Origin of the sequence: Streptomyces changanensis (genome assembly GCF_024600715.1) — a bacterium.
In the GTDB taxonomy this organism is placed as follows: Bacteria; Actinomycetota; Actinomycetes; order Streptomycetales; family Streptomycetaceae; genus Streptomyces; species Streptomyces changanensis.
The window spans coordinates 214711-238631 of record NZ_CP102332.1; the positions used below are offsets into that span (position 1 = coordinate 214711).

The following is a 23921-nucleotide window of genomic DNA, read 5'->3' on the forward strand; positions in this document are numbered from 1 at the left end:
CGTCAGTCGAGCAGGCCGAGGCGTACCGCCTGTACGCCCGCCGCGAAGCGGCTGTCCGCGCCGAGCTTGCCCACCAGCGCGGTCAGCAGGCGGCGCAGGGTGCGTTCGGAGCAGCCCAGTCGGCGGGCGATCGCCTCGTCCTTCGCCCCGGCGGCGAGCAGGGCCAGCACCTCGCGCTCCCTGGGCGAGTAGTCCTCCGGCGCGGCACCGGTGCCGGCCGGTTTCACGTCCGCCGTGGCGGGGCGGCCCACGCCCCAGTGGTGGTCGAAGACCCGGGCGAAGCAGTCGGCGAGACGGGGGCTGTGGAGGATGACGTCACCCGAGGAGCCGTCCCGGCCCTCCACCGTTCCGACGGCCATGACCGTGACGGTGCGGTCGACGACGTTCAGGTGGAGCGGCACGGTCGAGGCGACCCGCACCTGGGCGCCGTGGTCCATCAGCGCCGAGAGGTAGTGGGCGACACCGGTGCGCCGCAGGGCGCGGGCGGAGACGAGCAGCCGGAGTTCCACGCCGCGTGCCAGCATCCGCAGGTCGGATTCCAGGCCGTCTTCCAGGACGTCCCGTTCCGGGAAACTGGTGCGCATGCCGAGGACCTGCTCCTGGCAGAGCGCGTCGAGGTCCTCGATCCGCCCGCGCAGCCGGGCCCGGTCGTCGAAGAACTCCGCCTCGACCGTCTCCCGCCGCGTCGCCGGCGCCATGACGGGGAGGAGGCGCAGGACGTCGTCGAAGGCTTCCAGGCCGCGGTGGAGGTCCTCCCGGTACCGGTCGATCCGTGACCGGTGCTCGGCGAGGAGCTCGTGCAGCGCGCGCTGCGGCGACTGGACCTGCCGGCGCCGCTCGTCGAGCAGGCGCCGCTCGGTGAGCCAGCGCCGCACCTCGGGCGGCAGCAGCGCCACGTCGCCGGGGACGGTGCCGGCCGCACCGGCCGCGGGGGGCGGGGCGGAGGCTCCCGCGGGGGCGGCGGCTTCCGTGCGGGCGGCGGCTTCCGTGCGGGCGGCCGTCTCGCCGACGCGAGGGGGGCCCGCTGCCGTGCTGTCCTCCCGGTCGTCCGGGGTGTGCCGACGGGTCAGGTCGTCCTGGTGGTGCCGCTGGTGTCCGGGGGCCGGATCGTCCGGGGCGTGCCGGTCCTCCCTCCGGTCACCGTGGTCACGGTCGTCCGGGCGGCGGCCACGGTCGTCCGGGGCGTGCCGGTCGGGCTCGTGGCTCCGGTCGTGCCGGTGCAGGAGGACCTCGTAGGCGGCTCGGGCCGCCGCCAGTACATCGCCGTGTCCGGCGCTCGGTTCCGCCCGGGACTCCCCCGGCGCGCCGATGGGTGTGTCGGGAGCCGCGGCGGGCGGTGCGAAGGGTGGTTCCCCGGGGCGGAGACGCGCGGTCTTGCGTGACATGGACAGGACCCTAGAGCGGCGGTCGGCGCCTTGGCCATGGCCGGTCCCCCGCCGACACCCGCGTGTCCGCCCCCGGTCACGCCTGATTCGGCCGTGGTCAACCCGCCGTCCGCGTCGCTATGTTCGGGGCCGCGCCGAGAAACGCGCGGACCGGCCGGGCGGCGACCCCGCCTCACGGTCCGTCCTCCCGGTGCGCGCCGGCGCCGCGACGAGGAGCAGTGCCCGGCCGGTGCGGGCCCTCGTCCCGCACCGACGACGCACCCGCTGACGCACGCCGCACCCCAGCCGCACGACGTCCGCCGCCGTGCCGCGCTGGCCCATCCCCCGCACGCCGCCGTCCCCGACGGGACGGTCACCCCGGTGCCCGCCCGCTCGGCGCCGTGCGCCCCCACACCGGCTGCACCCCTCAGCCGGCCTCACGATGAGGTGTTCGCTTCCCCATGCGCAGAATTCACATCGCCGCCCTCGCCCTCGCCTTCCCCGTGGCCATGATCCCGGCCGCCGCCTCCGCCGCCACGGCCGTGGAGCCGACGCCCGCTCCCCTCCTCACGGTCGCCCAGGCTCCGGCCGCCCAGGAGATCAAGGGCCGCTACATCGTGACGCTCAAGGCCGGCGCGGACCCGGCCGGTCTCGCCAAGGGCGAGTCCGTCCGGACCCGGCACGTGTACCGGAAGGTCCTCAACGGCTTCGCCGCGGACCTGAACGCCACGCAGCTCGACGAGCTGCGGCGGGACTCGCGCGTCCTCTCCATCGAGGAGGACCAGAAGATCAGCGCCTCGGCGACCCAGACCAACGCCCCCTGGGGACTGGACCGCATAGACCAGCGCAGCGGCCGCAACGGCACGTACACCTACACGCGCAACGGCTCCGGCGTGACGGCGTACGTCATCGACACGGGCATCGACACGGCGCACAGCGACTTCGGCGGCCGTGCCCGCAACGTCTTCGACGCCTTCGGCGGCAACGGCCAGGACTGCAACGGCCACGGCACGCACGTCGCGGGCACCGTCGGCGGTACGACGTACGGCGTGGCCAAGGGCGTCCAGCTGCGCGGTGTGCGCGTGCTCGACTGCCAGGGCTCCGGCTCGTTCTCCGGCATCATCGCCGGCTTCGACTGGGTCCGGCAGAACGCGGTCAAGCCGGCGGTGGCGAACGCCTCGCTGGGCGGCGGTTACTCCGCGGCCCTCAACAACGCCGCGACGGCCCTGGCCAACTCCGGTGTCCACCTGGCCGTCGCCGCGGGCAACGAGAACCAGGACGCGTGCAACGTCTCCCCCGCCAGCGCCTCGGGTGCGATCACGGTCGCCGCGTCGGACTCCTCCGACCGCAAGGCGAGCTTCAGCAACTACGGCAGCTGCACCGACCTGTACGCGCCGGGCGTCAGCATTTCCTCGGCCCGGGCGGGCGGCGGCTCCACGGCGATGAGCGGCACGTCGATGGCCTCGCCGCACGTCAGCGGCGTGGCGGCCCTGTACAAGTCGACGTACGGTGACGCCTCCAGCTCCACCGTCAACAACTGGCTCACCGCCAACAGCACCACCAACGTCATCGGCGGCAACGTCGGCAGCACCCCGAACCGGCTGCTGTTCAAGTCCACGCTCTGACCCCCGCCCGCCGGCGCGGCCGACGGCGGGTCCGAGCACGGATCCGACCACGGGACCTCCGGCAGGGTGAGGGCGAGGGCACCGGGCACCGGGCCCGGTCGGCGCGTACCGCCGACCGGGCCCGGTCGGGCGTCGCCCCGGGCCGGCGCCCGCCCGGGGCGTCCGGGACGGGAAACCAGTGGTGGCGAAGGCGCCCGAGGTCTACCGTGACCCGCCATGCCATCGAACGGACAGATCATCGAAACGGCCCTGGGGCGCATCACGGCCGGGTACGTCTTCCCCGAGAAAGCCACGGCCGTGGACACCGCGATCCGGCGTCGCCTCGCGGCAGGCGACTACGACCACCTGGACGGTCGCGCCCTGTGTGAAACGGTGACCGCGCACCTCCAGGAGGTGTGCCCGGACAAGCACCTGCGGCTGCTCTGGACGGACCGGCCGCAGTCGCCGGACCCGGCGGACGAGGACGAGGGACGGGCCGCGTTCCTGGATGTGCTCAGGGCGGAGAACCAAGGGATCCGCCGCGTCGAGCAGTTGGACGGGAACATCGGTCTCATCGACGTCCGGCGCATCCCGTATGCCGACACGGGCGCCCACGCGATAGGCGCGGCCATGCACCTGGTCGCCCACAGCGCGGCGCTCGTGCTCGACCTGCGCGAGTGCCGCGGAGGGGCCCCGGAAGGGGCCGCGATGTGGTGCAGCTACTTCTTCCGCGACGACCAGGTCCACCTCAACGACATATACGAGCGCTCCACCGGCGCCACGCGCCAGTTCTGGACGGCCGCACACCTCCCCGCACCGCGCTACCCGGACCGCCCGGTCTACGTGCTCACCGGCCCCGTCACCTTCTCCGGGGGCGAGGACGTGGCGTACACCCTCCAAGCGCACGGCCGCGCCGTCCTCGTCGGTGAGAGGACACCCGGCGGCGCGCACCCGACGGCCCGCCACGCGGTGACGGAACACATCCTCGTGACCGTGCCGACCGCCCGGACCGTCAGCGCCGTCACCGGCACCAATTGGGAAGGCGTCGGCGTGGTCCCGGACGTGTCCGTCCCGGCGGCCCAGGCCCTCGACAGGGCCGTCGAGGCGGCCCTGGCACACCTCGGTGCTCGACGGCAACCGGGCCTCTCGGGACGGAGCTGACCGAAGCACGGCGCCGGCGCGGCGGGGCGCCGGCGCCGTCCGGCAGCGGCTGACCGGACTTCCGCTGCCGACACCGCAGTCCAGGGGGGTGCGGGCGCGCCGGTTCGGCACGGCGGGCGGCTGCGGGACGCCGGCGGGTGGGGAGGGCGGGGCCCCTCGTGCGGCGCGTCACGCGGGACGGTCGTGACCGAACGCCGCCTCCGTGTGGCGGGCCGGTGGCACGATGCTGCGCACCGCGACCGCCACCGGACCGACCGCCGCACACGGCCCGGCGTACCCGGGCCCTCAGCGGCAGGGTGGCCGCCGCGTCCCGTCGATCCCGCGCACCAGCCCTGGAGAGCCCATGCCCTCGCACCGCTCCCGCCCGACGACGACGTCGCCCGCCCCGTGTGATGGGGCGTCATGCCACCGTCCGGCCGTCGCCGTCGCCGTCGCCGTCGCCGTCGCCGTCCTCGTGATCGTCGTCGCGGCCGTCCTCGTCGTCCCGGCCGTCTCCGGCGCATGGCCGATGCCCCCGCTGCCGTGGTGGTGCGGCACCTGCCTGTCGGCGGTCACCGTCGCGCGTCTCGTCGCCGCGCCGCCGGTCCGCCGCACCGCGATCCGGCTGCGGCTGCGGCTGCGGCTGCGGCTGCGGCTGGCGTACGTCACCGAGCCGTTCCCCCTGGCCTAGGCGGTGACGGGCGTGGTCGGCCACCGGGGCCGTCCCGTGAAACCCGTGCCCCCGGGACCCATCGGCGAGTTCGCCGAGCGGCTGCGCCTGGCCCGGCGGTACCGGGGCCTGTCCCGGGAGGAGGTCGCGAAGGCGATGGCCTGCTCCCTCGCCACCGTCCGCCGCGCCGAGGCGGGGGACACGCTCCCGCAACTCCCCATCGCCCGCTCCCACGCCGCCGCCTGCGGGGTCGACCCGGACGAGGTGGAAATCCTGTGGAAGCGGGCCCGCCGGGCCGACCGCCGCCGGCGCGCCCCCGCCGCGCCGGACCTGTCGGCGGAGCTGCGCTCGGTGTGCGGCTTCGCGGGCCTCGGCGCCGTGCTCGCCGACGCGTACGACGAGGCGGGGGCACCGTCGTACCGGGAGCTGGAGCGCAGGGCCAGGCGCGCCCGGGACCTGCCGCCCCTGTCCCGCTCCACCATCGGGCGCGTCCTCGCGGGCGCGCCCCTGTCGGAACGACGGATGCTGGCCTTCCTCACCGCGTGCGGGGTGCCGGAGGAGACGTTCCCGCGGTGGCTGCGGGCGCACCGTCGCGCCCACCGCAGCCGCACCCTCGCCAAGCGGCGGCTGAGCGGGGTACGGGCGGCCGAGGCGGCCTGGGCCGGCCGGTCCCGGCTGGAGTACGAGCGGGCGCTCGGCTCGCTCCGGTCTCCGTGACCGACCGCTCGACGGATGCCGTCGCACAGACGGCCCCCGCGAGCGGCCCGGGGCCGACCCCCGGTGGGCGGGCGCTCGGGGCCCGTACGCCCGGGCGCGTCCGGGCCGGGACCGCACGCCGTCCCGGCCCGTACCGCCCGGGACGGTGGACGGCCCGCTGTCAGTCGTTCGCCGCCCACTGATGGGCGCCGCCCTGGTGGACCGCGGCGTACACCCGGTCGCGGAGCCGGTTCGCCTCACGGTCGGCGAGGGTCCGGCCCAAGGGCCGCAGTACCACCTTCAGCAGGACGTTCTTCTGGTCGGGCCGGGCGCCGAGGCGCGCCAGGGCCTGGGGTGGGAGCTCCCCGCACGGCGTCTCCGCCAGGATCTCCACCGACTCGACGCAGTCGGCGTCCGCGCCCAACGCGTCGCGGACCCGGTCGCCCAGGTCCTCGACGAGGTCGTCGCGGTCCACGGCGACGGAGATGTCGCGGCGGACGGCGGGCATCGCCGAGACCGGCCGGTACGGCGTGAGGTCCGTCATCTGCGCGGCGACGGACGGCTCCGTCGACCGCAGCAGGCGGATGTCGGGGATGCCCTTGAGCAGCATCAGCACGCGGTCCAGGCCCATGCCGAGGGCCAGCCCGCTCCACTCGCCGTCGAGGCCGGCGCGCGCCGGCACCTCCGGGTGGGCGAGCCCGCACTCGGCGACCTCCACCCACGTGTCGCCGGAGGCCACGTCGACCTGCCGGCCGGCCAGGGTGTAGGGGTGGACGCGCTCCTCGCAGCGGTGGGGCGACCCGGGGAGCAGCGCGCCCAGCAGCACGGTGACCATCTCGTCCAGGTCGTCCGGGGTCAGGCGGGCGGGGCGGCGGGTGACGCGCCACAGGTCGAGCTGGTGCGGGGTGCCGGTGTGCAGCCGGTCGATGGAGTCGCGGCGGTACACCAGACCGGGGCAGACCAGCAGCACGTCGTCGGACGGGTCGGCGGCCAGCGCCCGCAGCGCTCCCGGGACCAGCGCGCTGGAGTGGCTGCGCAGCATCCGCCGGTCGTCGACGTACCGGGTGTAGCGGGCGTCGCGGCTGATGTCGTCGGCGCCGTAGCCGAGGTGGTCGTAGTTGTCGGCGACGGCGACGATCCGCTCGCCGCGCCACCAGCGGACCTCACACCCCCAGTGGTCGGCGAGCGCGCCGACGGCACGTTCGAGGAGTGATTGGAGGGCGTGGGGGCCGGCGGCGGGGTCGGTGAGGTCGCGGACCGCGAGGGCGTCGGCGAGTCGGGCGGCGGAGAGGTGGGCGTGCACGGTGACTCCTGGGGAGCGGTGGCGGGTGGTGGTTCGGGATCACCCCCCGGCCCCTGGGTCCACCGCTCGACGGGTCAGTTCACCCGGCGCGTGCGCGGACGCGGCGAACTCCGACCCCTGCGGCGCCCTCGGGGGGCCGGGGGGCCGGTAAATCGACGCGAGTTCGCCACGACGGCCACGGACGCAGCGTAAGCGCGGGCCCGTCCCGACCGCCACGGGTTATCTCACCCGTGGGCGTCGTCCCGGGGGCGCCGGACGAAGCACTCCGTGAGCCGCCGCGCGTCGGCCAGGACGACCGCGCCGAGCGCCTCCTCCGCGAGGTCGCGGCCGAGCGTCGGGCCCGGACGGGGAGCGGAGCTGCGCCCCGGAGGGCGAACAGGTACGGGTGGAGATCGCCGGCGAGGCTGACCCGGGCGGGCTCGCGTCGTCCTCGTTCAGGCTTCCTTGTCAGCGAGCCTGGTCGCTCTTCGGCCCGATGCCCAGGCCTTTGATCCTGGTCGGGGTTCCCTCCGGGGCGAACGAGTGGTGGAAGGTGAAGGCGTGCGGCGCGGAGCCGTGGTCGTGGAGGTGTTCCAGCCTGGAAACCCCGTCCTGCCAGGTGGGTATCACGCCGTCGGGGACCCACCAGAACACGTGATTGGGGTGTCCTGTCCTCTCGAACCAGTCGTGACGCCGGTTCAGCGCCTGTCGGTGCAGACCGGTGTAGACGGCGTCGAAGGCGGGGCGCAGGTCGGTCCAGAGTGAGAGGGTCGTGGCCAGGGCGGTGGTTTCCACCGTTCGGCCCTTGCCGTACCAGGTCGGTACGGCGAACTCTCCCCATGCACCCCAGTCCAAGTCGAAGTGTGTGCTCCGGTCGCCGGCCGCCGCTTCGGCATGAGCGAGGTATCCGGGGTGTCGGCTGATCGTCCGATAGATGGCCTCGCCGCTGTCGTGGAGCTCGCGTGTGAGAGGTGCGGGATCGGCGAGAGGTGACTTCAGGACGCCGAAGGTGTACAGCGCGAGATGGGGCATGCGTCTCTCCCTGGTCGGGGGTGCCTGGTGGACCCGTTTCGGTGGCCTACGCACAGGGGCGAGGATTCGTGGGGCGTGACCGACTCGTCCCGTCGCGGGTGGCTCAGCCGGAGGAACTCCTGTGCGAGCGATCGTGGGCGATCGCCGAGGACCAGGTGAAAGTAGCCGCCTCCGCGGGCCATGTCGAAGTTGCGTTTTCCCCGTCCGAGTGGCCTCCTCCACCGGACATTGCGGGGCTGGGGCGGGGCGGTGACGGGCGGGGCGGGCTGCGGGTACCAGTGATCCACTTCGGGCGGCCGGCTCACCGCGGCGTTCCCGAACGCGGTCATGGTCCACACGCCCGTGCACGCCTCCTGGCTCGACCACGTCGAGGTCCACTTCTCCGCCGTCCGGCGCAAGGCCCTCCCGCCCGACGCCGTCACCGACCTCACGACCTCACGACCTCACCGAGGTCAGGGACCGGTTCAGCACCTGCGAGGACCGCCACAACGCCACGGTGCCGCCATCCCGGCAGCGTGGACGACCCCCGAAGGGTGTACGGAGGCGACCACTCAGTCAGCCACGCGGGGAGTGTTCCGGCGCCTCGGGCTCGGAGACGACGAGGCGGTCCGCCAGGCGGTGCGCCTGTACGAGCAGGGTGCCGTAGGTCGCCACCGCGTCAGGGTCGTCCGGCCTCGACCGGGCCGCGTCGTGGCGGAGCTCGTCGAGTGAGCGGCGCAGTTCCTCGACCGCCTCGCCCAGCTCCTGCTCGCACCGCTCACCGAAGCGGCTGTGGCCGTAGAGGCGCAGGGTGTGGGCGGTCTGGCGCAGGAAGCTCGCGTAGCGCCGGGCGAGGGCGGTGTCGGGACGGGCCGCGGCGCGCTTCTCGGAGGCGGCGTCGCGGACGGCGCGGGTCACCTCGGCGGTGTGGACGGCCGCGTAGTCGAGGACCAGGACGGCGTCGTCGTAGTCCTTGTCAAGTGTCGCGGTGCCGTACGCGCGGCGGCGCGGGTTGGCGCGCAGGCTCTCCCGGGTGCGGCCGATCGCCTCGCGGGCCTGGTCGACGAGGCGGTGCAGGTGCAGGGCGCGCTCGTGGCAGGCGTCCGCCTCGTCCGGGTCCCACCGGTCCGCGTCCAGGCCGTCGGCGACCGCGTGGAGGATGTCGTGGGCCTCGCGGGTGGCGTCCTGGAGCGCGGCGCGCGTGTCGCGCAGGTACACCGGGGGCCGGACGACGGCGTTGACGGTGATGCCGACCACCGCTCCGAAGAGGGTCTCGACGATCCGGGCCGTGGAGGTGGCGACGCTGACGGACGGTCCGGTCAGGACGAACAGGGCGCCGGTGGCGGCGTAGATGCCCTGGCTGCCGAGGCGCCGCCAGTTGCCGAGCAGCACGACGGTGGGCAGCACGAGGGCCATCGCCGCCATCTTGCTGTCCAGCAACAGCGCGACCGCGGTGGCCGCGACCGTGCCGGTCGTGATCGCCGCGACCTGCTGGAGGCCGTGGGCGATGGACCGGTACACGGTCGACTCGACCAGGACGATCGCCACCCAGGGCGCGACGAACGCCATGGGTGCCTCCAGCCACAGGCCCGCGACCGCCCAGGCGATCCAGGCGGCCAGCGCCGCCTTCACCGCCTGCACGGCCACGTCGCGTTCCCGCCCCGGCCCGGCGAACGCCCGGGTGAGGGTCCGGCCCACGGTCTTGAGATGGCGCCCTGCCTGTCGGGCCGTGGCTGGTATCGGATGCATGGGAGTGCGGGTGCCCGGTGCGGGCGACGTATGCACCCCGACGGTGTGGCATACCTATCGTTCCGGCCTGGGACCCGGAGGCCGACGGGCACCGGTGGCGCCGGTCGGCGCGGCAGGAGGAGTGGTCCGTGGGTCCGGGTGGGCAGGTGCGGTTCCACGCCGCGTGCGGGCACCTCGTCGCGGCTCCGGCCGAACGTGCCGGACGGGACGTCCGCTGCCCCCACTGCGAGCGGGTGGCGCGCGTACCGGACGACGACGTCCCCTACGCCTCACCCGTCCCGGCCGCGGGCTGCGGCGGCGGCTCCGTCCCGGGCCCCGTGCCCGGCTCCGGCGGTGGCGTCGAGCCGTTCGCTCTCACGGCCGTCCACGTGGCCGCCCTGCCGGCGGGCCGTGGACCTTCCTCGCACGCGGGGGCCTCGGCTGGGGCCCCGGGGGGGGTGGGAGGATGGCGCGGCGGTGGACCGCGCTCACGCAGTGGAGAGGGGAACGTCCATGGAGCCGGCAGCGACGGGCAGGCGAGTCCTGGTCAGCGGCGCGTCACGGGGGCTGGGCCGCGCAGTGGCCCAGGCGTTCGCGGCCAACGGTGACCGGGTGGCCGTCCACTTCGGTTCGCGCGCCGAGGACGCCCGCGCGACCCTCGACTCCCTCGCCGGCACGGGCCACGTCCTCACCGGCGGCGACCTCGCCGACCCGGCGGGCGCGGCGGCCGTGGTGGACGCGGCGGCCGAGGCGCTCGGCGGGATAGACGTGCTGGTGAACAACGCCGCCGTGAACGTGCGCCATCCACTGCCGGACACCCCGTACGAGGAGTGGGTGGCGGTGTGGCAGCAGCACGTGGCCGTCAATCTGCTGGCCACGGCGAACCTGAGCCACCTCGCGGCCCGGCGGATGATCGACCGGGGCCGCGGCGGCCGGATCGTCAATGTCGGGTCCCGCGGCGCCTTCCGCGGCGAACCCGACCACCCGGCCTACGGGGCGACCAAGGCGGCCGTCCACGCACTGGGCCAGTCCCTCGCGGTCTCCCTGGCGCCCTACGGGATCGGGGTCGCCTCGGTCGCCCCCGGCTTCTTCGCCACGGAGCGGGTGTCGCCGCGCCTCGACGGCCCGGAGGGTGCCCGGATCCGCGCCCAGAGCCCCTTCAACCGCGTGGCGGCACCCGAAGAGATCGCCGCAGCGGTGCTGTGGCTGGCCTCCCCCGCCGCCGAGTGGGCGTCCGGCACCATCCTGGACCTGAACGGCGCCTCGCACCTGCGCAGTTAGGGCGACACCCGGCGCGCCCCGGCGCGACATCCGACCCGCCCCGGCCGCAGCCGGCATCGGAGCGGCGGCCACAGGGGCACCCGAGCGGCGGGGCGTGGGCGCCCGGCGCGGCCGGGGGCACCCGCCCGGCCACGGGCAGCCCCGTTCGCCGGGCGGCACGGCCGCGGCCGTGGGGTCATCGGGTGTCCGCGGCCACCGCCGACCCGGCCCGGTCGCGGGACAGCCGCCAGACGCGCACCTCGCCGGTCTCCCCGGGGGCGAGGCTCTCCGCGGGGCGGCGGGGCCGTTCGGTGAAGCCGAGGCGGACCGGTACGGCGCCGCTGGCGGTGTTGGCCGGCGCGTGGACGATCTCGACGTGGTCGACGCCGGGCAGACGGAGGGCCTGCTCGGTCAGGGCGCGCGCGGCCCGGGTGGCCACGCCGCGACCGGTGGCGGCGGGGTGCAGCCAGTAGCCGATCTCGCGGGTGTCGTCCGGGGTGTCGTCGTGCCGCAGCAGCGTGGCGGCGCCGACGAGGGCGCCGTCCAGCACCACGGCGTAGGTGTACTCCTCGCCGCTTGCCCAGCACGCGGCGCGGTCCGCCAGGAAACCGGCGGTCCTCGCCCGGCTGTGCTCGGCGACCCAGGGCATCCAGGGGCGCAGGTGCTCCAGCGACTCCTCGATGACCCGGAACAGCTCCGGGAGGTCCGCCCCGCCGTCGAAGGCGCGCAGGGTGAGGTCGTCGAGCTCGATCACTTCCGGGGGGAGGTCCATCCGAGGATGATCGTACGGCCGGCCCGGGACGGCAACGGTTTCCACTCCCTGTCCGACGGCCCACCCGACGGCGTCGCGGGTCTGCGCGTGCGAACGGGGCGTACGGGGCGCGCGCCGGCTGCCGCGCCCGGGATCCCGGCACCGGGCGCGGCAGCCGCACCCGGCGGGTCCCCGCCCGGGGAGCCGGGCCGGGGAGCCGGGGAGCCGGACCGGAGCCGGACCGGGGAGCCGGACCGGGGCGGCCGTACCCAGCGGGTCCCCGCCCGGGGAGCCGGGCCGGGGCGGCCGGACCGGAGCCGGACCGGGGCGGCCTCCCGGGCGCGCCCGGGTCCGTCGGCGTCCAGCCGCCCGCCCGGACGGCGGGCCGGTCCGGGCGGGCGGCGAGCGGCGGGGCGGGTGGCTACCGGTAGGTGATGTCCGAGGCGGCGTACCGGCAGTGGGTGCCGTCGGGACCGCTGCCGTTGGTGGTCGGCTCCTTGCCGGTGTTGTTGCCGATGTACTTCTGGCAGGGGACGATCTTCCTGTCTGTGTCACCGACCACGGTGATGTTCCGGAGGGTCGCGGAGTCGCCGTAGTTGGTGTTGATGCCGACGATCCTGCTGCCCTTCCAGCTCACCTCGATGGTGTCGAGGTTGATCGTCCGCTTGTGCTGCGTCTTGCAGTTGCCGCAGGAGCGGACGAAGGTGCCGAAGTTCTTGACGGCGAAGTTCGACACGTTGAGCGTGCCGGCGCCGTTGAACTGGAACACCTTGTCGCCGGCCTCCTTCGCGCCACCGCCGTTGATCGTGTACACGCTGGAGGCGGAGGTGCCGCGGAAGGTGGCGGCGTCCTCGCCGACGTCCTCCCACCAGACGTTCTGCAGGGTGCAGCTCCCGAGGCAGTGGATGCCGTCGGCGGCGGGCGAGCCGATGACGACGTTCTTCAGGACAGTGCCCGCAGCCAGCTGGAGGATCGGTCCCTGGCCCTCGTCCTGGCTCCCCGAGCCGAGGTCCCCCGTGCCGTAGAGGCGCTTCATCCCGTAGTCCTTGGTGCCGGACAGGGAGATGGTGGAGGCCACCGCCTGGCTTCCGTTGGGCGTCGGCCAGGTAGCAGCGCTCGCCGAGGACGACCCGCCAGTCATGAGCATGCCAATACTGAGCGTGAGTGTGGCGGTGGCTCCCGTCAGTACGCGCCCGTGTCGGCGCGGCCGTGCCGCAGACCTCATGGTCCGACTCCTTCTGTCGTGGTGCGTCGCGACGGGCGGAGGGGGTGCGGCGCTCACCGAAACGGCGTTCATGTTTGTGAACGGCGTTCACCAGGCAAAGCACTCCTGCAGGAGAGCCGCACCGCGAGGGCCACGGCGGGACATCTCCCACCACGTACACCCAGGCACACGACCCCACCCACCCGCCACGCAACCCGTGGGGGAATCACATTTCTGAACGGAAGGTAGAGTGCAAGCGCTTTCCCGTCAACGCTCCGCACAGAAACCCGTGAACGACGACGGACGGGACGCCCCCTTGAGAAGGGCGCCCCGTGGCGTGACACGGGCACGCGGGAGTCGGCGGGGGCTACTTGTCGCCGCCCAGGGTGAACAGCAGGTACAGGAATCCGGAGAACAGATGGCCGGCCACGATGTACGCGAACAGCCGGAGGACCAGTCCACGGGGGAAACGGCCGTCTCCGCGTTCGACGCCGGTGTCTTCACGAGGCATGGGTGCCACCTTCGAAGGGGTTGGTGTGCCGCGGCGCGGCACCGGGGAACGGACGGTCGGCGCCGCCCAGGCAGAGGTCGCCGGTGTGGCTCTGCAGCAGCGTGTGGACGAAGAGGAGGTCGGCGCCGCCGGGCGACATGGCGCCGAGCCGGTGGGGAGTGAGGCTGTCGTAGTGGGCGGAGTCCCCCGCCGCCAGGTGGTGTTCCACCCCGCCGAGGAACAACCGCAGGCGGCCCCGCAGCACGTACAGCCACTCCTCGCCCGGGTGCGAGCGGACGAGCTCGTTCTGAGGACCGCTCGGCGGGACGTGCACCCGCAGTGCCTGCATGGCCCGCTGCGGCCCGCCGGCCTGCCAGTACACCCAGCCGTCCACCTCCACCGGCTCCACGCTGCCCTCGCGGATGACGGGTTCCCGCTCGGGTGCCGTCTCGCCGAGGAGGTCGGATACCGTGGTGCCGTAACTCCTGGCCAGGGTCAGCAGCAGGGGCAGCGACGGTTGCCGCTGCCCGGTCTCGAGCCGGGACAGGTGGGCCGGCGACATCTGCAGTCGTCTGGCCGCCGCCTCCAGGGTGAGGCCGGCTCGCCGCCGCAGGTCACGCAGCCTCGGCGCGACGCCGGACAGTTCCACGCCCGCACCGGCTGCTTCTTGTCCCATGTGCCCATTGAGCCACGTTCGTGCCCCAGAGGCAAAGAAGTTGCCTCAGAGGCAAAAACTTCCCGGCGGCGCCGCGCCTGCCTCCCGGCCCGCCCCTTCACCGCGCCCGGGGCAGGCGGTGGAGCCGTACGTCGTCCAGGCGTCCGTCCGCGACCCGCGCCGTCATGTAGGTGCAGAACGGCTGGCGCCGCCGGTCGGTCGGCGAGCCCGGGTTGAGCAGCCGCAGGCGGTCGCCCGCCGTGGAGTCCCACGGGATGTGGCTGTGCCCGAAGACGAGCACGTCCACGTCGGGGTAGCGCTCGGCGCAGCGCCGCTCCCGCCCCTGTGCCGGACCGGTCTCGTGCACCACGGCGAACCGCACCCCGCCCAGGTCGGCGTAGGCGACCTCCGGCAACCGCGCCCTCAGGGGCGGCCCGTCGTTGTTGCCGTACACGCCGACGAGCCGCCGGGCGCGCTCCTCCAGGAGGTCGAGCGTCGGGGTGTCGATCCAGTCCCCGGCGTGGACCACCACGTCGACGCGGGGCACGAGGTCGAGGAGTTCGACGGGCAGGGACTTCGCCCGCGCCGGGACGTGCGTGTCGGACATCAGCAGCAGTTCCACCCGGTCGACGGTAGCCGGTCGGCGGGAGGTGCGCGGCGGCCCGCTCGGCACCGGTCCGGTCCGGGGCGTGCCGCCTCCGCCCGCCGGCCCCGCCCGCGGAGCGCCGCGGGCGGGGCCGGCCGTCGGGCTGGACGGGGCCGTCAGGCGGTCACGCCCCACAGCTCGGCGATCCGCAGGTACGGCCCCGCCTCGGCCGCCCTCCCCTGGCGCTCGAGCGTGCGGCCGAGGAGCAGGTGCGCGTAGGCGTCCGCCGGGTCGCGGTCGAGCAGGGCGCGCAGTTCGGCCTCCGCCCGGCCCAGCCGGGCGGAGTGGTAGTAGGAGCGGGCCAGCAGCAACCGGGCGGCGTCCTGCTCGGGGAACTCGCGCACGAGGCCGTCGAGGAGGCCGGCCGCCGTCAGGTAGTCCTTGGCGGCGAAGAACCGCCCCGCCCGCTCCCAGCGCTCGGCCGCGGTGCCCCAGGTGCTGCTGGTGTAGGCCGTCGTCGCGTCCATGTCCCTCTTCTCCCGTTCTCGCACCTGCCGGCCGGTCGGCCACGGGCCGCGCCGCCCCCCCGTCCTCGGGCGGCGTGCCGTCAGGTCCACTCCAACCCGGCTGCTGCGGGGATTGTTCCGGCCACCGGCCACCGGCGACCGGCCGACCGGCGCGCGGTAACCGGCCACCGGCGGCCGGCGTGTGGCGTATGGGCGTGGCGTATGGGCGTGGCGTATGGGTGTGGCGGGTGACGTGCGGTGGGCCGGTCAGTGGTACGCGAGCTCCGTCCGTGAGGTGACGTCCGAGTCGGCGAGGACGCGGAACTGGCCGCCGCCGTCACCGCCTGCGGCGCGGCGCGGGTCAGAGCATGCGGCGGAGAAGGCCGTCGCGGTCGACGAGCTGATGCTTCAGCACCAGGCCCACATGGAGGGCGAGGGCCGCGAAGAACGCCGCCTGGGCGGCGACGTGTACCGGGAGGACGGCATCGTCGTCCGCGGCCAGCAGGGCGAGTCCGGTGGCGGGTACGACGAAGGTCAGCCAGTACAACGCGGTCTCGGTGTGGTGGGCCAGGCGGCGTTCGGCGGCGGAGAGCGTCGGCGCCCACGGCGGCAGCGGCGTCATGCGGCGCCGGGCCAGCCTCACGGCGCCGAGGACGACGATCGTCGCGCCGAGCAGGACGTGCGCCGTCAGGAGCGGATCGTCGCCGAGGACCTCGTAGCCGCGGTCCTCGCCGCCCCGGCCGCGTCCGCGCCCCGGGTCGTCGCCCCGGCCCCGGCCCCGGCCGCGCCCCCGCCCCGGCCCGTCGGCGTCGAGGAGGTACCCCACCGCGAACTGCGCGGCGAACGCGACCGCCACGCTCCAGTGCAGGACCTTGGTGAGGGGCCGGTACCCGGCGCTGCCGCTCATGGTCCCAGTGTGCGGCGGCCCCTGGGCGCCGTCCTGCGGGGCCGCGTGCCCGGCCGGTGGCCCCGGGGAGAGCCGGAGCGGTCGGTGAGTCCACGACACCGGTTCGCCGCAGCAGGGCGCCGCGTGCTGCGAGAGGCCGGTCGGGCGGTACTCCGGCGGACGGCGGGGCGGAGGTGGGCGGTACCCCGGCGGGTGGCGGGCGGGGTGTCAGTCGGAGGGTTCGCGCGCCACGGCGAGCGCCGTCTCCGCGGGTACGGCGGCCACCACCTCGTCGCCCTCCGTCTCGCCCGTCGGCCGGAAACCGACCGAGGTGTACAGGTGGTGGGCCGCGGTGTTCTCCGGGTGGTACGCGAGGCGGAGCTCCCGGCAGCCGTCCGCACCGGCGAGCCAGGCCATGAGCGTGAGCAGGGCGGCCCGGCCCACGCCTCTGCCCTGCTCCGCGCCGTCGACGACCATGCCGCCGATCCAGTGGGAGCCGTCCTCGTCGCGGCCCCACATGACGTGTCCGGTCACGGTCCCGTCGGCGCAGACAGCCAGCGAGTGCCAGACCTGTTCGCGCGCCGACAGCAGCAGGTAGCGGGCGGCGAGCGCGGCGACGAAGCGGCGCTGGCCGTCCAGGGGGGCGACGTCCGCGACGGCCCGCCAGTTCTCGTCGTGCACCTCGTGCAGGGAGATCCGCCGTCCCCGCCCGTCCACCCGCCCGCAATCGATCACAAGGACGAGGGTACGAACCGGGGTGCGGGGCCCGCGAGTCCTTTCCGCGTCCACCCGCGCCCGGGTCCGGCGTACGGGGACAACGGGACGACCGAACGGCGCGGTGGGGTTTGCCACCCGCGACATGCGGTCAGGCGTCGAGGAAGCCGACCAGAAGGAGACACGTGATGACCACCCTTCTGCTTCTCGTGACGCCCCTCGTGCTGGCCCTCGCCCTCGTGGCCGTTCCGACGCAGACCGCCAGGCACCGCAAGCCCGGCTCGTCCACGCTGCGCGCCGCGGGCGGCAGGCCGCGGAGTCTGGCGCGCCACCGCTGAGCGACAGCACGGGCGCCCTGGGGCCCGTCGGAGAGGAGCACCGCCTGCCGGGCGGCTCCCTTCCGGCGGGCCCTACGGCGTGGGCGTCGCGTCGTGGACGGCCCGGTGGACGGCGCGCGCGAGGCGGGCGCCCCACTCGGAGCGCGGCCCGGCGAAGGCGTGGGGCCGGTCGCCGGGCAGGGGGGAGCGGGCGGCGACGCACACCGCGTCGGTGGGCGTGCCGGAGCAGTCGTACCCGCGGTCCAGCAGGGCCTGGACCTTGGCTTCCGTCGCCGTCGCAACGGCGTTGACCAGGGCGGCGTCGGTGAGCGTCACCGGCAGGACGGCGATGATGTTGATCGTGCCGGGCCCGGCCGGGACAGTGGGGCCCCGGTCGGGGGCGGCGGCCCAGCCGCGGACTTCGACGCCCGCGGTGGCGAGGGCCTCGGCCCCGCCGTCGTACGCGTGGGCGTACGACGACACGTCGGCCGCCGTCATCAGCCCCACCCCCGCTCCCGGGGCCCCCGCGCCGGCGGCCAGCTCGGCGAGGTGCCGGTCGGGGTCGGTGCGCCGGTAGCCGTGGGCGACCTGGGCGTTGAGCACCCAGCCGCGCTCGCCGAGCCCGCCGCCGAGCACCGCGCTGCTCACCATGCGCCAGCCCGGGCCGGCGTCCCACAGCAGACCGTGCAGCCGCTCCCCCTCCTCCGTGCGGGTCAGCCGCCGGACGGCGAGGTGGCGGGTGGGAGCGATGCGGGGCGACGGGAGCAGGGCGGTCACGTGCCGACATCCTAGGCGGTGGCCGGAGAGGCCCGCCCGGCCGGAGAGGCTCGCCCGGCACGGAAGGATCCGCCCAACCGGCGAACACCGCCCGGCCGGGGAGGCGGCCCTGCCGGCGAGCACCGTCCGGCCGGGCGGCCTCTGAGGCCGACCGGCCGGACGCCTCGCGGGCGCCGGCGCTCGAACGGGGCCGTCAGTCGGTCGTCGGGGCGGGTCCGACGAGCTCCTCCAGGACGTCCTCCATGGTGACGAAGCCGATGACGGTTCCCTTGTTGCCGGTGACCGCCGCCAGGTGGGTGCCGGCGGCACGCATGGCCGTCATGGTGTCGTCCAGCGGGGTGTCGAGGGCGACCTTCGTCATGGGGTGCAGGGCGCCGCGCGGGAACGGCTTCGTCCGGTCGGCGACGCCGAGGGCGTCCTTGATGTGGAGGTACCCGAGCAGGGTCCCGCCGGGGCCGGTGACCGGCAGGCGGGAGTAGCCGTGCAGGGCTGCGGTCCGCTCCAGTTCCTGCGGGGTGACGCCGTGGTCGACGGTCACCATGCGGTTGAGGGGGACCATGACCTCGCCGGCCGGGCGGGTGCCCAGTTCGAGGGCGTCGCGCAGGCGGTCGCCGTCCTCGGGCTCCAGGAGGCCGGCCTCACTGGAGTCCTTGACCAGACGGACCAGTTCGTCGTCGGTGAAGACGGCCGTCACCTCGCCCTTCGGCTCGACCTTCATCAGCCGCAGAATGGCGTTGGCGAGGGCGTTGATGCCGAAGACGACCGGGCGCAGGGCGCGGGTGAGGGCGACGAGCGGCGGGCCGAGGAGCAGGGCGGTGGGCGCCGGGGCGGCCAGCGCGATGTTCTTCGGGATCATCTCGCCGACGAGCATGTGCAGGTACGTCGCCAGGGTCAGGGCGATGACGAAGGCGATGGGGTGGATCAGCCCCTCGGGCACCCCGACGGCGTGGAACGGCGGTTCCAGCAGGTGGGCGATGGCCGGTTCGGCGACGGCGCCGAGCACCAGCGAGGAGACGGTGATGCCGAGCTGGGCGGTGGCCATCGCCGCCGACAGGTGCTCCAGGCCCCACAGGGTGCTCTTCGCGCGGCGGTCGCCCTTGAGGGCGGCCGGCTCGATCTGGCTGCGCCGCACCGAGATCAGGGCGAACTCGGCGCCGACGAAGAACGCGTTGGTGACGAGGGTGAACGCGCCGATGAGGAGCTGGACGGCGGTCATCGGGACACCTCGCGGCCCGTGGCGGTGGCATGCGCGGCCGTCGGGGCGGGCGCGGTGAGCAGGACGCGGTCGGCGCGGTGGTGTTCGACGTGCAGCACGTCGAGTCGCCAGCCGTCGATGTCCAGGCGGTCGGTCACGGCGGGAATGCGCTCCAGGCGGGTGGCGATGAGGCCGGCCAGTGTCTCGTACGGGCCGTCGGGGGCGGTGAAGTCGATCTCGGCGAGCTGGTCGACGCGGACACTGCCGTCGGCGCGCCAGACGCGGCGCCCGTCGGCGGCGGGTTCCGTCTCGACGAGGTCGGGCGTCTCGTGCGGGTCGTGTTCGTCGCGTACCTCGCCGACGACCTCCTCGACGATGTCCTCGACGGTGGCGACGCCGGCCGTGCCGCCGTACTCGTCGATGACGACGGCCATGGTGCGGGCCCGACGCAGACGGCCGAGCAGCCGGTCGACCGGCAGGGAGTGCGGGACGAGCAGCGGCTCGGTGGCCAGGTCGGCGACGGTGACGAGGCGGCGCTTGTCCTCGTCGAGGGCCAGGACGTCCCTGATGTGGACGGTGCCGACGACCTCGTCGAGGGTGTCGCGGTAGACCGGGAAGCGGGACAGGCCGGTGGCGAGGGTGAGGTTCGCGGCGTCGGCGGCGGTCGCGTGGACCTCCAGGGCCTTCACGTCGACGCGGGGCGTCATGACGTTCTCGGCGGTCAGGTCGCCGAGGTGCAGGGTGCGGACGAACAGCTCGGCCGCGTCGGCCTCGATCGCCCCTTCGCGGGCGGAGTGTCGGGCGAGCGCGACCAGTTCCTCGGGGGTGCGGGCGGAGGCCAGTTCCTCGGCCGGCTCCAGCCCGAAACGGCGCACGAGGTGGTTGGCGGTGTCGTTGAGGTGGTGGATCAGCGGGCCGAAGGCGGCGGTGAAGCCGCGCTGCGGTGCGGCGACCACCTTGGCCACGGCGAGCGGGCGGGAGATCGCCCAGTTCTTCGGTACGAGCTCGCCGACGACCATCAGGACGACCGTGGAGGCGGCGACGCCCAGCAGGGTCGCGACGGTGGAGACGGCCCCCTCGGGCAGCCCCGCGGCCAGGAGGGGGCCGCGCAGCAGGGTGGCGACGGCGGGCTCGGCGAGCATACCGATGACGAGGGAGGTCACCGTGATGCCGAGCTGCGCGCCGGAGAGCTGGAAGGTGAGGCGCTTGGCGGCGGCCAGGGCACTGCCGGCGCCGCGCTCACCGGCCTCGGCGGCGCGCTCCAGCTCGCCGCGCTCGACCGTGGTGAGGGAGAACTCGGCCGCGACGAACACCGCACAGGCGAGGGTGAGCGCGAGGGCCAGGAGCAGCAGGAGCACTTCGGTCACCGTGCCACCTCCCGTCCCTCGGCCTCGAGCGGGCGGAACGCGGCACGGCTGGTACTGGGAGGTTCACCCATTGCGGGTCTGCTGCTCCTTCTCGCTGGGCGGGCCGCCCCGGGCGGCCACGCGTGATCCTCCGGGGATGCCAGGTGATCCCCTCCACCAAGGGTAAAGGAGGGGCAAATGACCTGTGAAGTCCTCCCCCGCCGCTCCGTACCCGTGTACGGAACGCGGACACCCGCGGTGTTCTTCCCGCACCCGCGCAGGACGCGGGCGCCACGCGCGGACCGGCGGCCGGAGGACTCCGGTTCCGCGCGCCGCACGAGGGCTGTCGACGCACTGTGGAACCGCTCGGCGGACTCGGCACTCCGCCGGGCCGGCGCTCCTCGCGGCACCCGGTCGGTCGTCGGGGTCTCCGCTTCGGCGTGGCGGGTGGGCAGGGGGCGGGAGGGGGCCGTGGGAGGGGCGTCGGTGGGCCGTCCGCCCGGGCGGACGGGCTCATGGATCCGGTGGCACGGGTACGCCGGGCGATTCGGCCTGTTCCTCGTGGGCCACTTCCGGACGCCCGGGCCCGTCGCCTCGCACGGGACGCGGTCCGGCCGCGACGCCGGTCGCGTGGGGCGTACGCGACAAGGGCCGGGGTAACCGGGCGTCCTGGAGGTCCGGTCTCAAGAAGGGGGGCTGTTCGGCCATGCCGTGGACAGTCCGGCGGAGTACCGCCGCGCACGAACACGAAGGTCATCGGGACTACGACGGGCGAGAAGGGCCCGAAGGACGGGAGGGGTACGAGAAGTACGGAGCGGGTGGGGGGCGTGGACCGGAGGACGGCGCGCCGGCCCCCGGTCCCCGGTTGTCGCGGAGCAGCCGGGTCCTGGCCATGCTGCTGGCCTTCGCGGGCATGGTGGTATTCGCCGTGGTCCTGGCGCGACTGACGCTGGAACCGTCCATCGCCTCCGAGCAGCTGACGCACAGCAACCTGCGTCCGGGCGACTCCATCAACCAGTACCTGTCGCAGCCCGCCTTCCGCGACACGGTGAAGCAGATCGGCGGCAACATAGCCCTGGGTGTGCCCTTCGGGCTGCTGCTCCCCGTCCTGGCGCCCCGCACGCGGGGACTGCTGCGGGTGGTGTTCGTGACGGCGGTCGTGATGACGCTCGTCGAGCTGGTGCAGGGCGCCCTGGTGACGGGGCGCGCTTTCGACGTCGACGACGTGATCCTCAACAGCTCGGGTGCCCTGCTGGGGTACGCGCTCCTCGGCCGCAGGCTCGGCCGTGCCGTCCATCCCCGGCGGCGGCACTGGTGGCACCGGTTCCGCAAGCACCCGGTCGCTTGACGTCCGTCCGGAATGCCGGCGCGTACGCGGTGGCGCTGGGCCCGGCCCGGCCGCGGGTGTCGACACCCGCGGCCGGGCCTCCGTTCGTTCCGGGAGCGGGACGGCGGCGGTCCCGGTCCCGCCGGTGCCGCCCGGGCCGTACGCCCGCGTGAGGTGTCGGTCGATGCGGGCAGGACGCGCGCCGGCCGGCCCGTCGCTTGGCGCGCCGACACAGAAGGCGAAGGCCACCGACGGCGTGACCGGATGGGACCGGCCCGGACCGGCCGAGACGGACATGGCATTTGCCTAAAGGCTTTAGGCACATGCATGATGACTTCAGGCACGGCAGGGAGGTGGGCCCGATGGGACGGGCAGGGCTGACCGTCGAGCGGCTCACCCGCGCGGGCGCCGAGCTCGCCGACGAGGTCGGGTTCGCGCAGGTCACGGTCTCGGCGCTCGCGCGGCGCTTCGACGTGCGCGTGGCGAGCCTGTACTCCCACGTGAAGAGCTCACAGGACCTGAAGACCCGGATCGCGCTCCTCGCGCTGGAGGAGCTCGCCGACCGCGCGGCGGACGCCTTGGCCGGCCGGGCCGGCAAGGACGCCCTGGTCGCGCTGGCGAACGTCTACCGCGACTACGCGCGCGAGCACCCCGGGCGGTACGCGGCCACCCGGACGCCCCTGGACCCGGGGACCGCGGCCACCAGCGCCGGTGTGCGGCACGCCTCGATGACCCGGGCCCTCCTTCGCGGCTACGACCTCGCCGAACCCGACCGGACGCACGCCGTCCGGCTCCTGGGCAGCGTCTTCCACGGCTACGTCAGCCTGGAGCTGGGCGGCGGCTTCAGCCACAGCGCCCCGGACACCGACGAGACGTGGGCCCGGATCCTCGACGCGCTCGACGCGCTGCTGCGCGACTGGCCCGCGCCCTGACCCGCCCGCCGCACCGGTCCGACGGGCCCGCCGCTCCCAGGAACCGCACCACCGGCGGTCCGCCGTCTCCGCGACCCGCACCGCCGGCGGCACGCCCTCCCGGGGCGACCCGCACCGCCTGCGGCCCGCAGCGCCCAAGACCCCGCCACCGACGGCTCCCGCTCCCCCGCCCGCACCGCCGGCGGCACGCCCTCCCGGGCCGGCCGGGACCCGTACGGTACCCCTCGACCCACAAGCAGGGACGATGAACTCCGACCACCGCTGGATCACCACACCCCTCACCGCCGACCTCCTGCGCGGTGCCCTGGACCTGGAGCGCACCGAGCGTGGCGTCCTGCCGCACCGGCTGCCCGCACGGGCCCGCGCCCAGAGCGACGACGGGCAGCTGGCCATGGCGGAGTCGCAGCCCTCCGGCGTCCGCCTGGTGTTCCGCACCCGGGCCACCGTCGTCGAGTTGGACACGCTCCCCACCAAGCGGGTGTACGCGGGCGCCCCGCCCCGCCCGGACGGCGTCTACGACCTGGTCGTCGACGGCCGTCTGACCGGCCAGGCCGGCGCGAGCGGCGGCGACACCCTCACCATCGACATGGTCGCCGGTACCGCCGAGCACCGGGCGGGGCCGATCGCCACCGTCCGCTTCGCGGGGCTCGGCGGGGGCGACAAGCACGTCGAGCTGTGGCTGCCGCACAACGAGACCACCGAGCTGATCGCCCTGCGCACCGACGCGCCCGTCGAGCCCGTGCCCGACCACGGCCGCAGGGTGTGGCTGCACCACGGCAGCTCCATCAGCCACGGGTCCGACGCGGGCAGCCCCACCGCCACCTGGCCGGCGGTCGCCGCCGCGCTCGGCGGCGTCGAACTGGTCAACCTGGGTCTCGGCGGCAGTGCCCTCCTCGACCCCTTCACCGCCCGCGCCATGCGGGACACCCCCGCCGACCTGATCAGCGTCAAGATCGGCATCAACCTCGTCAACACCGACGTGATGCGGCTGCGCGCCTTCACCCCGGCCGTCCACGGCTTCCTCGACACCCTCCGCGACGGCCACCCCACCACTCCCCTGCTGGTCGTCTCCCCGCTCCACTGCCCCATCCACGAGGACACCCCCGGACCGGCCGCCTTCGACACCGCGGCGCTCGCCACCGGCCGGCTGCGGTTCCGCGCGACCGGTGACCCCGCCGAGCGCGCGAACGGCAAGCTGACCTTGCGCGTCATCCGCGAGGAACTGGCCCGCATCGCGGAGCGCCGCGCGGCCGACGACCCGCACCTGCACTTCCTCGACGGCCAGGCCCTGTACGGCGCGGCGGACTACTCCGAACTGCCGCTGCCCGACGAACTCCACCCCGACGCCGCGAGCCACCGCCGCATCGGCGAACGCTTCGCCGCCCTCGCCTTCGCCCCCGACGGCCCCTTCGCCCTCTGCCCCACGCTCTGACCCGACCCCCTGCCCCACCCCACCGCCTCGGACGGTGACGAGCCCGCC

24 protein-coding genes are annotated in these 23921 nt (G+C 74.9%); 9 read left to right on the forward strand and 15 right to left on the reverse strand.

What is annotated here, in order from left to right; genetic code table 11:
• Nucleotides 1-2: 2 nt before the first annotated feature.
• Entirely contained in the window at nucleotides 3-1385 is a 1383-nt protein-coding gene (locus tag NRO40_RS00940; protein WP_232790906.1) for a helix-turn-helix transcriptional regulator, read from the reverse strand.
• A 440-nt stretch (nucleotides 1386-1825) separates the two neighbouring features.
• Here NRO40_RS00940 and NRO40_RS00945 point away from each other — a divergent pair, with 440 nt between their 5' ends.
• The 4 genes from NRO40_RS00945 (at nucleotide 1826) to NRO40_RS00960 (ending at nucleotide 5495) form a co-directional block, all read left to right on the forward strand.
• Entirely contained in the window at nucleotides 1826-2989 is a 1164-nt protein-coding gene (locus NRO40_RS00945) for a S8 family peptidase (RefSeq protein WP_058939976.1), read from the forward strand.
• A 216-nt stretch (nucleotides 2990-3205) separates the two neighbouring features.
• On the forward strand, nucleotides 3206-4129 hold the full coding sequence (locus tag NRO40_RS00950; protein WP_058940794.1) for a S41 family peptidase: 924 nt from the start codon (nucleotides 3206-3208) through the stop codon (nucleotides 4127-4129).
• 343 nt (nucleotides 4130-4472) lie between these two features.
• Complete coding sequence (locus NRO40_RS00955) at nucleotides 4473-4799, forward strand: hypothetical protein (protein WP_157901790.1); 327 nt, start codon at nucleotides 4473-4475, stop codon at nucleotides 4797-4799.
• A 45-nt stretch (nucleotides 4800-4844) separates the two neighbouring features.
• On the forward strand, nucleotides 4845-5495 hold the full coding sequence (locus NRO40_RS00960) for a helix-turn-helix domain-containing protein (RefSeq protein WP_157901789.1): 651 nt from the start codon (nucleotides 4845-4847) through the stop codon (nucleotides 5493-5495).
• A gap of 160 nt (nucleotides 5496-5655) precedes the next feature.
• Here NRO40_RS00960 and srmL read toward each other — a convergent pair whose 3' ends face one another.
• From srmL to NRO40_RS00975, 3 genes are all read right to left on the reverse strand, one after another.
• Nucleotides 5656-6777 (reverse strand): PheS-related mystery ligase SrmL, encoded by a 1122-nt coding sequence (gene srmL / locus NRO40_RS00965; RefSeq protein ID WP_058940791.1) that lies wholly within the window; start codon nucleotides 6775-6777, stop codon nucleotides 5656-5658.
• A gap of 447 nt (nucleotides 6778-7224) precedes the next feature.
• Nucleotides 7225-7788, reverse strand: coding sequence for a DUF3291 domain-containing protein (locus NRO40_RS00970; protein ID WP_058940790.1), 564 nt, complete (start codon nucleotides 7786-7788; stop codon nucleotides 7225-7227).
• A 555-nt stretch (nucleotides 7789-8343) separates the two neighbouring features.
• Nucleotides 8344-9516 (reverse strand): FUSC family protein, encoded by a 1173-nt coding sequence (locus NRO40_RS00975; RefSeq protein WP_079046836.1) that lies wholly within the window; start codon nucleotides 9514-9516, stop codon nucleotides 8344-8346.
• Nucleotides 9517-10008: 492 nt separating this feature from the next.
• On the opposite strand from NRO40_RS00975, the gene NRO40_RS00980 reads away from it, so the two are divergent.
• Nucleotides 10009-10776, forward strand: coding sequence for an SDR family NAD(P)-dependent oxidoreductase (locus tag NRO40_RS00980; RefSeq protein WP_058940811.1), 768 nt, complete (start codon nucleotides 10009-10011; stop codon nucleotides 10774-10776).
• A gap of 175 nt (nucleotides 10777-10951) precedes the next feature.
• Here NRO40_RS00980 and NRO40_RS00985 read toward each other — a convergent pair whose 3' ends face one another.
• The 8 genes from NRO40_RS00985 to NRO40_RS01020 all read right to left on the reverse strand — a co-directional run bounded on the left by NRO40_RS00985 (nucleotide 10952) and on the right by NRO40_RS01020 (nucleotide 16568).
• Nucleotides 10952-11527, reverse strand: a complete 576-nt coding sequence (locus NRO40_RS00985; RefSeq protein ID WP_058940788.1) for a GNAT family N-acetyltransferase — start codon at nucleotides 11525-11527, stop codon at nucleotides 10952-10954.
• 400 nt (nucleotides 11528-11927) lie between these two features.
• Entirely contained in the window at nucleotides 11928-12731 is an 804-nt protein-coding gene (locus NRO40_RS00990) for a pectate lyase (protein WP_058940787.1), read from the reverse strand.
• Between the two features lie 346 nt (nucleotides 12732-13077).
• On the reverse strand, nucleotides 13078-13221 hold the full coding sequence (locus NRO40_RS00995; RefSeq protein ID WP_198549267.1) for a DUF6126 family protein: 144 nt from the start codon (nucleotides 13219-13221) through the stop codon (nucleotides 13078-13080).
• A complete protein-coding gene (locus NRO40_RS01000) occupies nucleotides 13211-13876 on the reverse strand; it encodes a helix-turn-helix domain-containing protein (RefSeq protein ID WP_058940786.1) in 666 nt (221 codons plus the stop codon). Before NRO40_RS01000 ends, NRO40_RS00995 begins: the two co-directional genes overlap by 11 nt.
• A gap of 97 nt (nucleotides 13877-13973) precedes the next feature.
• The gene (locus tag NRO40_RS01005) at nucleotides 13974-14477 is read right to left on the reverse strand and encodes a metallophosphoesterase family protein (RefSeq protein ID WP_058940810.1); all 504 of its coding nucleotides are present in this window, start codon (nucleotides 14475-14477) and stop codon (nucleotides 13974-13976) included.
• Nucleotides 14478-14617: 140 nt separating this feature from the next.
• On the reverse strand, nucleotides 14618-14968 hold the full coding sequence (locus NRO40_RS01010; protein WP_058940785.1) for a tetratricopeptide repeat protein: 351 nt from the start codon (nucleotides 14966-14968) through the stop codon (nucleotides 14618-14620).
• A gap of 340 nt (nucleotides 14969-15308) precedes the next feature.
• Nucleotides 15309-15854 (reverse strand): cytochrome b, encoded by a 546-nt coding sequence (locus NRO40_RS01015; RefSeq protein WP_058940784.1) that lies wholly within the window; start codon nucleotides 15852-15854, stop codon nucleotides 15309-15311.
• A gap of 207 nt (nucleotides 15855-16061) precedes the next feature.
• Entirely contained in the window at nucleotides 16062-16568 is a 507-nt protein-coding gene (locus tag NRO40_RS01020; RefSeq protein WP_058940783.1) for a GNAT family N-acetyltransferase, read from the reverse strand.
• A gap of 167 nt (nucleotides 16569-16735) precedes the next feature.
• On the opposite strand from NRO40_RS01020, the gene NRO40_RS01025 reads away from it, so the two are divergent.
• Nucleotides 16736-16885: a hypothetical protein gene (locus NRO40_RS01025; protein ID WP_157901788.1), complete on the forward strand. Its 150-nt coding sequence runs from the start codon at nucleotides 16736-16738 to the stop codon at nucleotides 16883-16885.
• A 72-nt stretch (nucleotides 16886-16957) separates the two neighbouring features.
• On the opposite strand, the gene NRO40_RS01030 is transcribed toward NRO40_RS01025, so the two are convergent.
• The 3 genes from NRO40_RS01030 to NRO40_RS01040 form a co-directional block, all read right to left on the reverse strand.
• Nucleotides 16958-17641 carry an adenosylcobinamide amidohydrolase gene (locus NRO40_RS01030; RefSeq protein ID WP_058940782.1) on the reverse strand — a complete coding sequence of 228 codons (684 nt, stop codon included), beginning with the start codon at nucleotides 17639-17641 and terminating at the stop codon, nucleotides 16958-16960.
• Nucleotides 17642-17834: 193 nt separating this feature from the next.
• Nucleotides 17835-18857: a hemolysin family protein gene (locus NRO40_RS01035; protein WP_058940781.1), complete on the reverse strand. Its 1023-nt coding sequence runs from the start codon at nucleotides 18855-18857 to the stop codon at nucleotides 17835-17837.
• Nucleotides 18854-20203, reverse strand: a complete 1350-nt coding sequence (locus NRO40_RS01040) for a hemolysin family protein (protein ID WP_058940780.1) — start codon at nucleotides 20201-20203, stop codon at nucleotides 18854-18856. Before NRO40_RS01040 ends, NRO40_RS01035 begins: the two co-directional genes overlap by 4 nt.
• 844 nt (nucleotides 20204-21047) lie before the next feature.
• Between NRO40_RS01040 and NRO40_RS01045 the strand changes: the two genes are divergently transcribed.
• The 3 genes from NRO40_RS01045 (at nucleotide 21048) to NRO40_RS01055 (ending at nucleotide 23873) form a co-directional block, all read left to right on the forward strand.
• Nucleotides 21048-21530, forward strand: a complete 483-nt coding sequence (locus tag NRO40_RS01045; RefSeq protein WP_408056968.1) for a VanZ family protein — start codon at nucleotides 21048-21050, stop codon at nucleotides 21528-21530.
• A gap of 341 nt (nucleotides 21531-21871) precedes the next feature.
• Nucleotides 21872-22441: a TetR/AcrR family transcriptional regulator gene (locus NRO40_RS01050; protein WP_058940778.1), complete on the forward strand. Its 570-nt coding sequence runs from the start codon at nucleotides 21872-21874 to the stop codon at nucleotides 22439-22441.
• Between the two features lie 244 nt (nucleotides 22442-22685).
• The gene (locus NRO40_RS01055) at nucleotides 22686-23873 is read left to right on the forward strand and encodes a GDSL-type esterase/lipase family protein (RefSeq protein ID WP_058940777.1); all 1188 of its coding nucleotides are present in this window, start codon (nucleotides 22686-22688) and stop codon (nucleotides 23871-23873) included.
• Nucleotides 23874-23921: the final 48 nt, after the last annotated feature.

Excerpts from the sequence above, each read along its gene's own strand:
- NRO40_RS00975 (WP_079046836.1), bottom strand. The coding sequence starts at position 9,516 with ATGCATCCGATACCAGCCACGGCCCGACAGGCAGGGCGCCATCTCAAG.
- NRO40_RS00945 (WP_058939976.1), top strand. The coding sequence starts at position 1,826 with ATGCGCAGAATTCACATCGCCGCCCTCGCCCTCGCCTTCCCCGTGGCC.
- NRO40_RS00955 (WP_157901790.1), top strand. The coding sequence starts at position 4,473 with ATGCCCTCGCACCGCTCCCGCCCGACGACGACGTCGCCCGCCCCGTGT.
- NRO40_RS00995 (WP_198549267.1), bottom strand. The coding sequence starts at position 13,221 with ATGCCTCGTGAAGACACCGGCGTCGAACGCGGAGACGGCCGTTTCCCC.
- NRO40_RS01015 (WP_058940784.1), bottom strand. The coding sequence starts at position 15,854 with ATGAGCGGCAGCGCCGGGTACCGGCCCCTCACCAAGGTCCTGCACTGG.
- NRO40_RS00970 (WP_058940790.1), bottom strand. The coding sequence starts at position 7,788 with ATGCCCCATCTCGCGCTGTACACCTTCGGCGTCCTGAAGTCACCTCTC.
- NRO40_RS01000 (WP_058940786.1), bottom strand. The coding sequence starts at position 13,876 with ATGGGACAAGAAGCAGCCGGTGCGGGCGTGGAACTGTCCGGCGTCGCG.
- NRO40_RS00980 (WP_058940811.1), top strand. The coding sequence starts at position 10,009 with ATGGAGCCGGCAGCGACGGGCAGGCGAGTCCTGGTCAGCGGCGCGTCA.
- NRO40_RS01035 (WP_058940781.1), bottom strand. The coding sequence starts at position 18,857 with ATGACCGCCGTCCAGCTCCTCATCGGCGCGTTCACCCTCGTCACCAAC.
- NRO40_RS00990 (WP_058940787.1), bottom strand. The coding sequence starts at position 12,731 with ATGAGGTCTGCGGCACGGCCGCGCCGACACGGGCGCGTACTGACGGGA.
- NRO40_RS00950 (WP_058940794.1), top strand. The coding sequence starts at position 3,206 with ATGCCATCGAACGGACAGATCATCGAAACGGCCCTGGGGCGCATCACG.
- NRO40_RS00940 (WP_232790906.1), bottom strand. The coding sequence starts at position 1,385 with ATGTCACGCAAGACCGCGCGTCTCCGCCCCGGGGAACCACCCTTCGCA.
- NRO40_RS01025 (WP_157901788.1), top strand. The coding sequence starts at position 16,736 with ATGACCACCCTTCTGCTTCTCGTGACGCCCCTCGTGCTGGCCCTCGCC.
- NRO40_RS01055 (WP_058940777.1), top strand. The coding sequence starts at position 22,686 with ATGAACTCCGACCACCGCTGGATCACCACACCCCTCACCGCCGACCTC.
- NRO40_RS01010 (WP_058940785.1), bottom strand. The coding sequence starts at position 14,968 with ATGGACGCGACGACGGCCTACACCAGCAGCACCTGGGGCACCGCGGCC.
- NRO40_RS00985 (WP_058940788.1), bottom strand. The coding sequence starts at position 11,527 with ATGGACCTCCCCCCGGAAGTGATCGAGCTCGACGACCTCACCCTGCGC.
- NRO40_RS01050 (WP_058940778.1), top strand. The coding sequence starts at position 21,872 with ATGGGACGGGCAGGGCTGACCGTCGAGCGGCTCACCCGCGCGGGCGCC.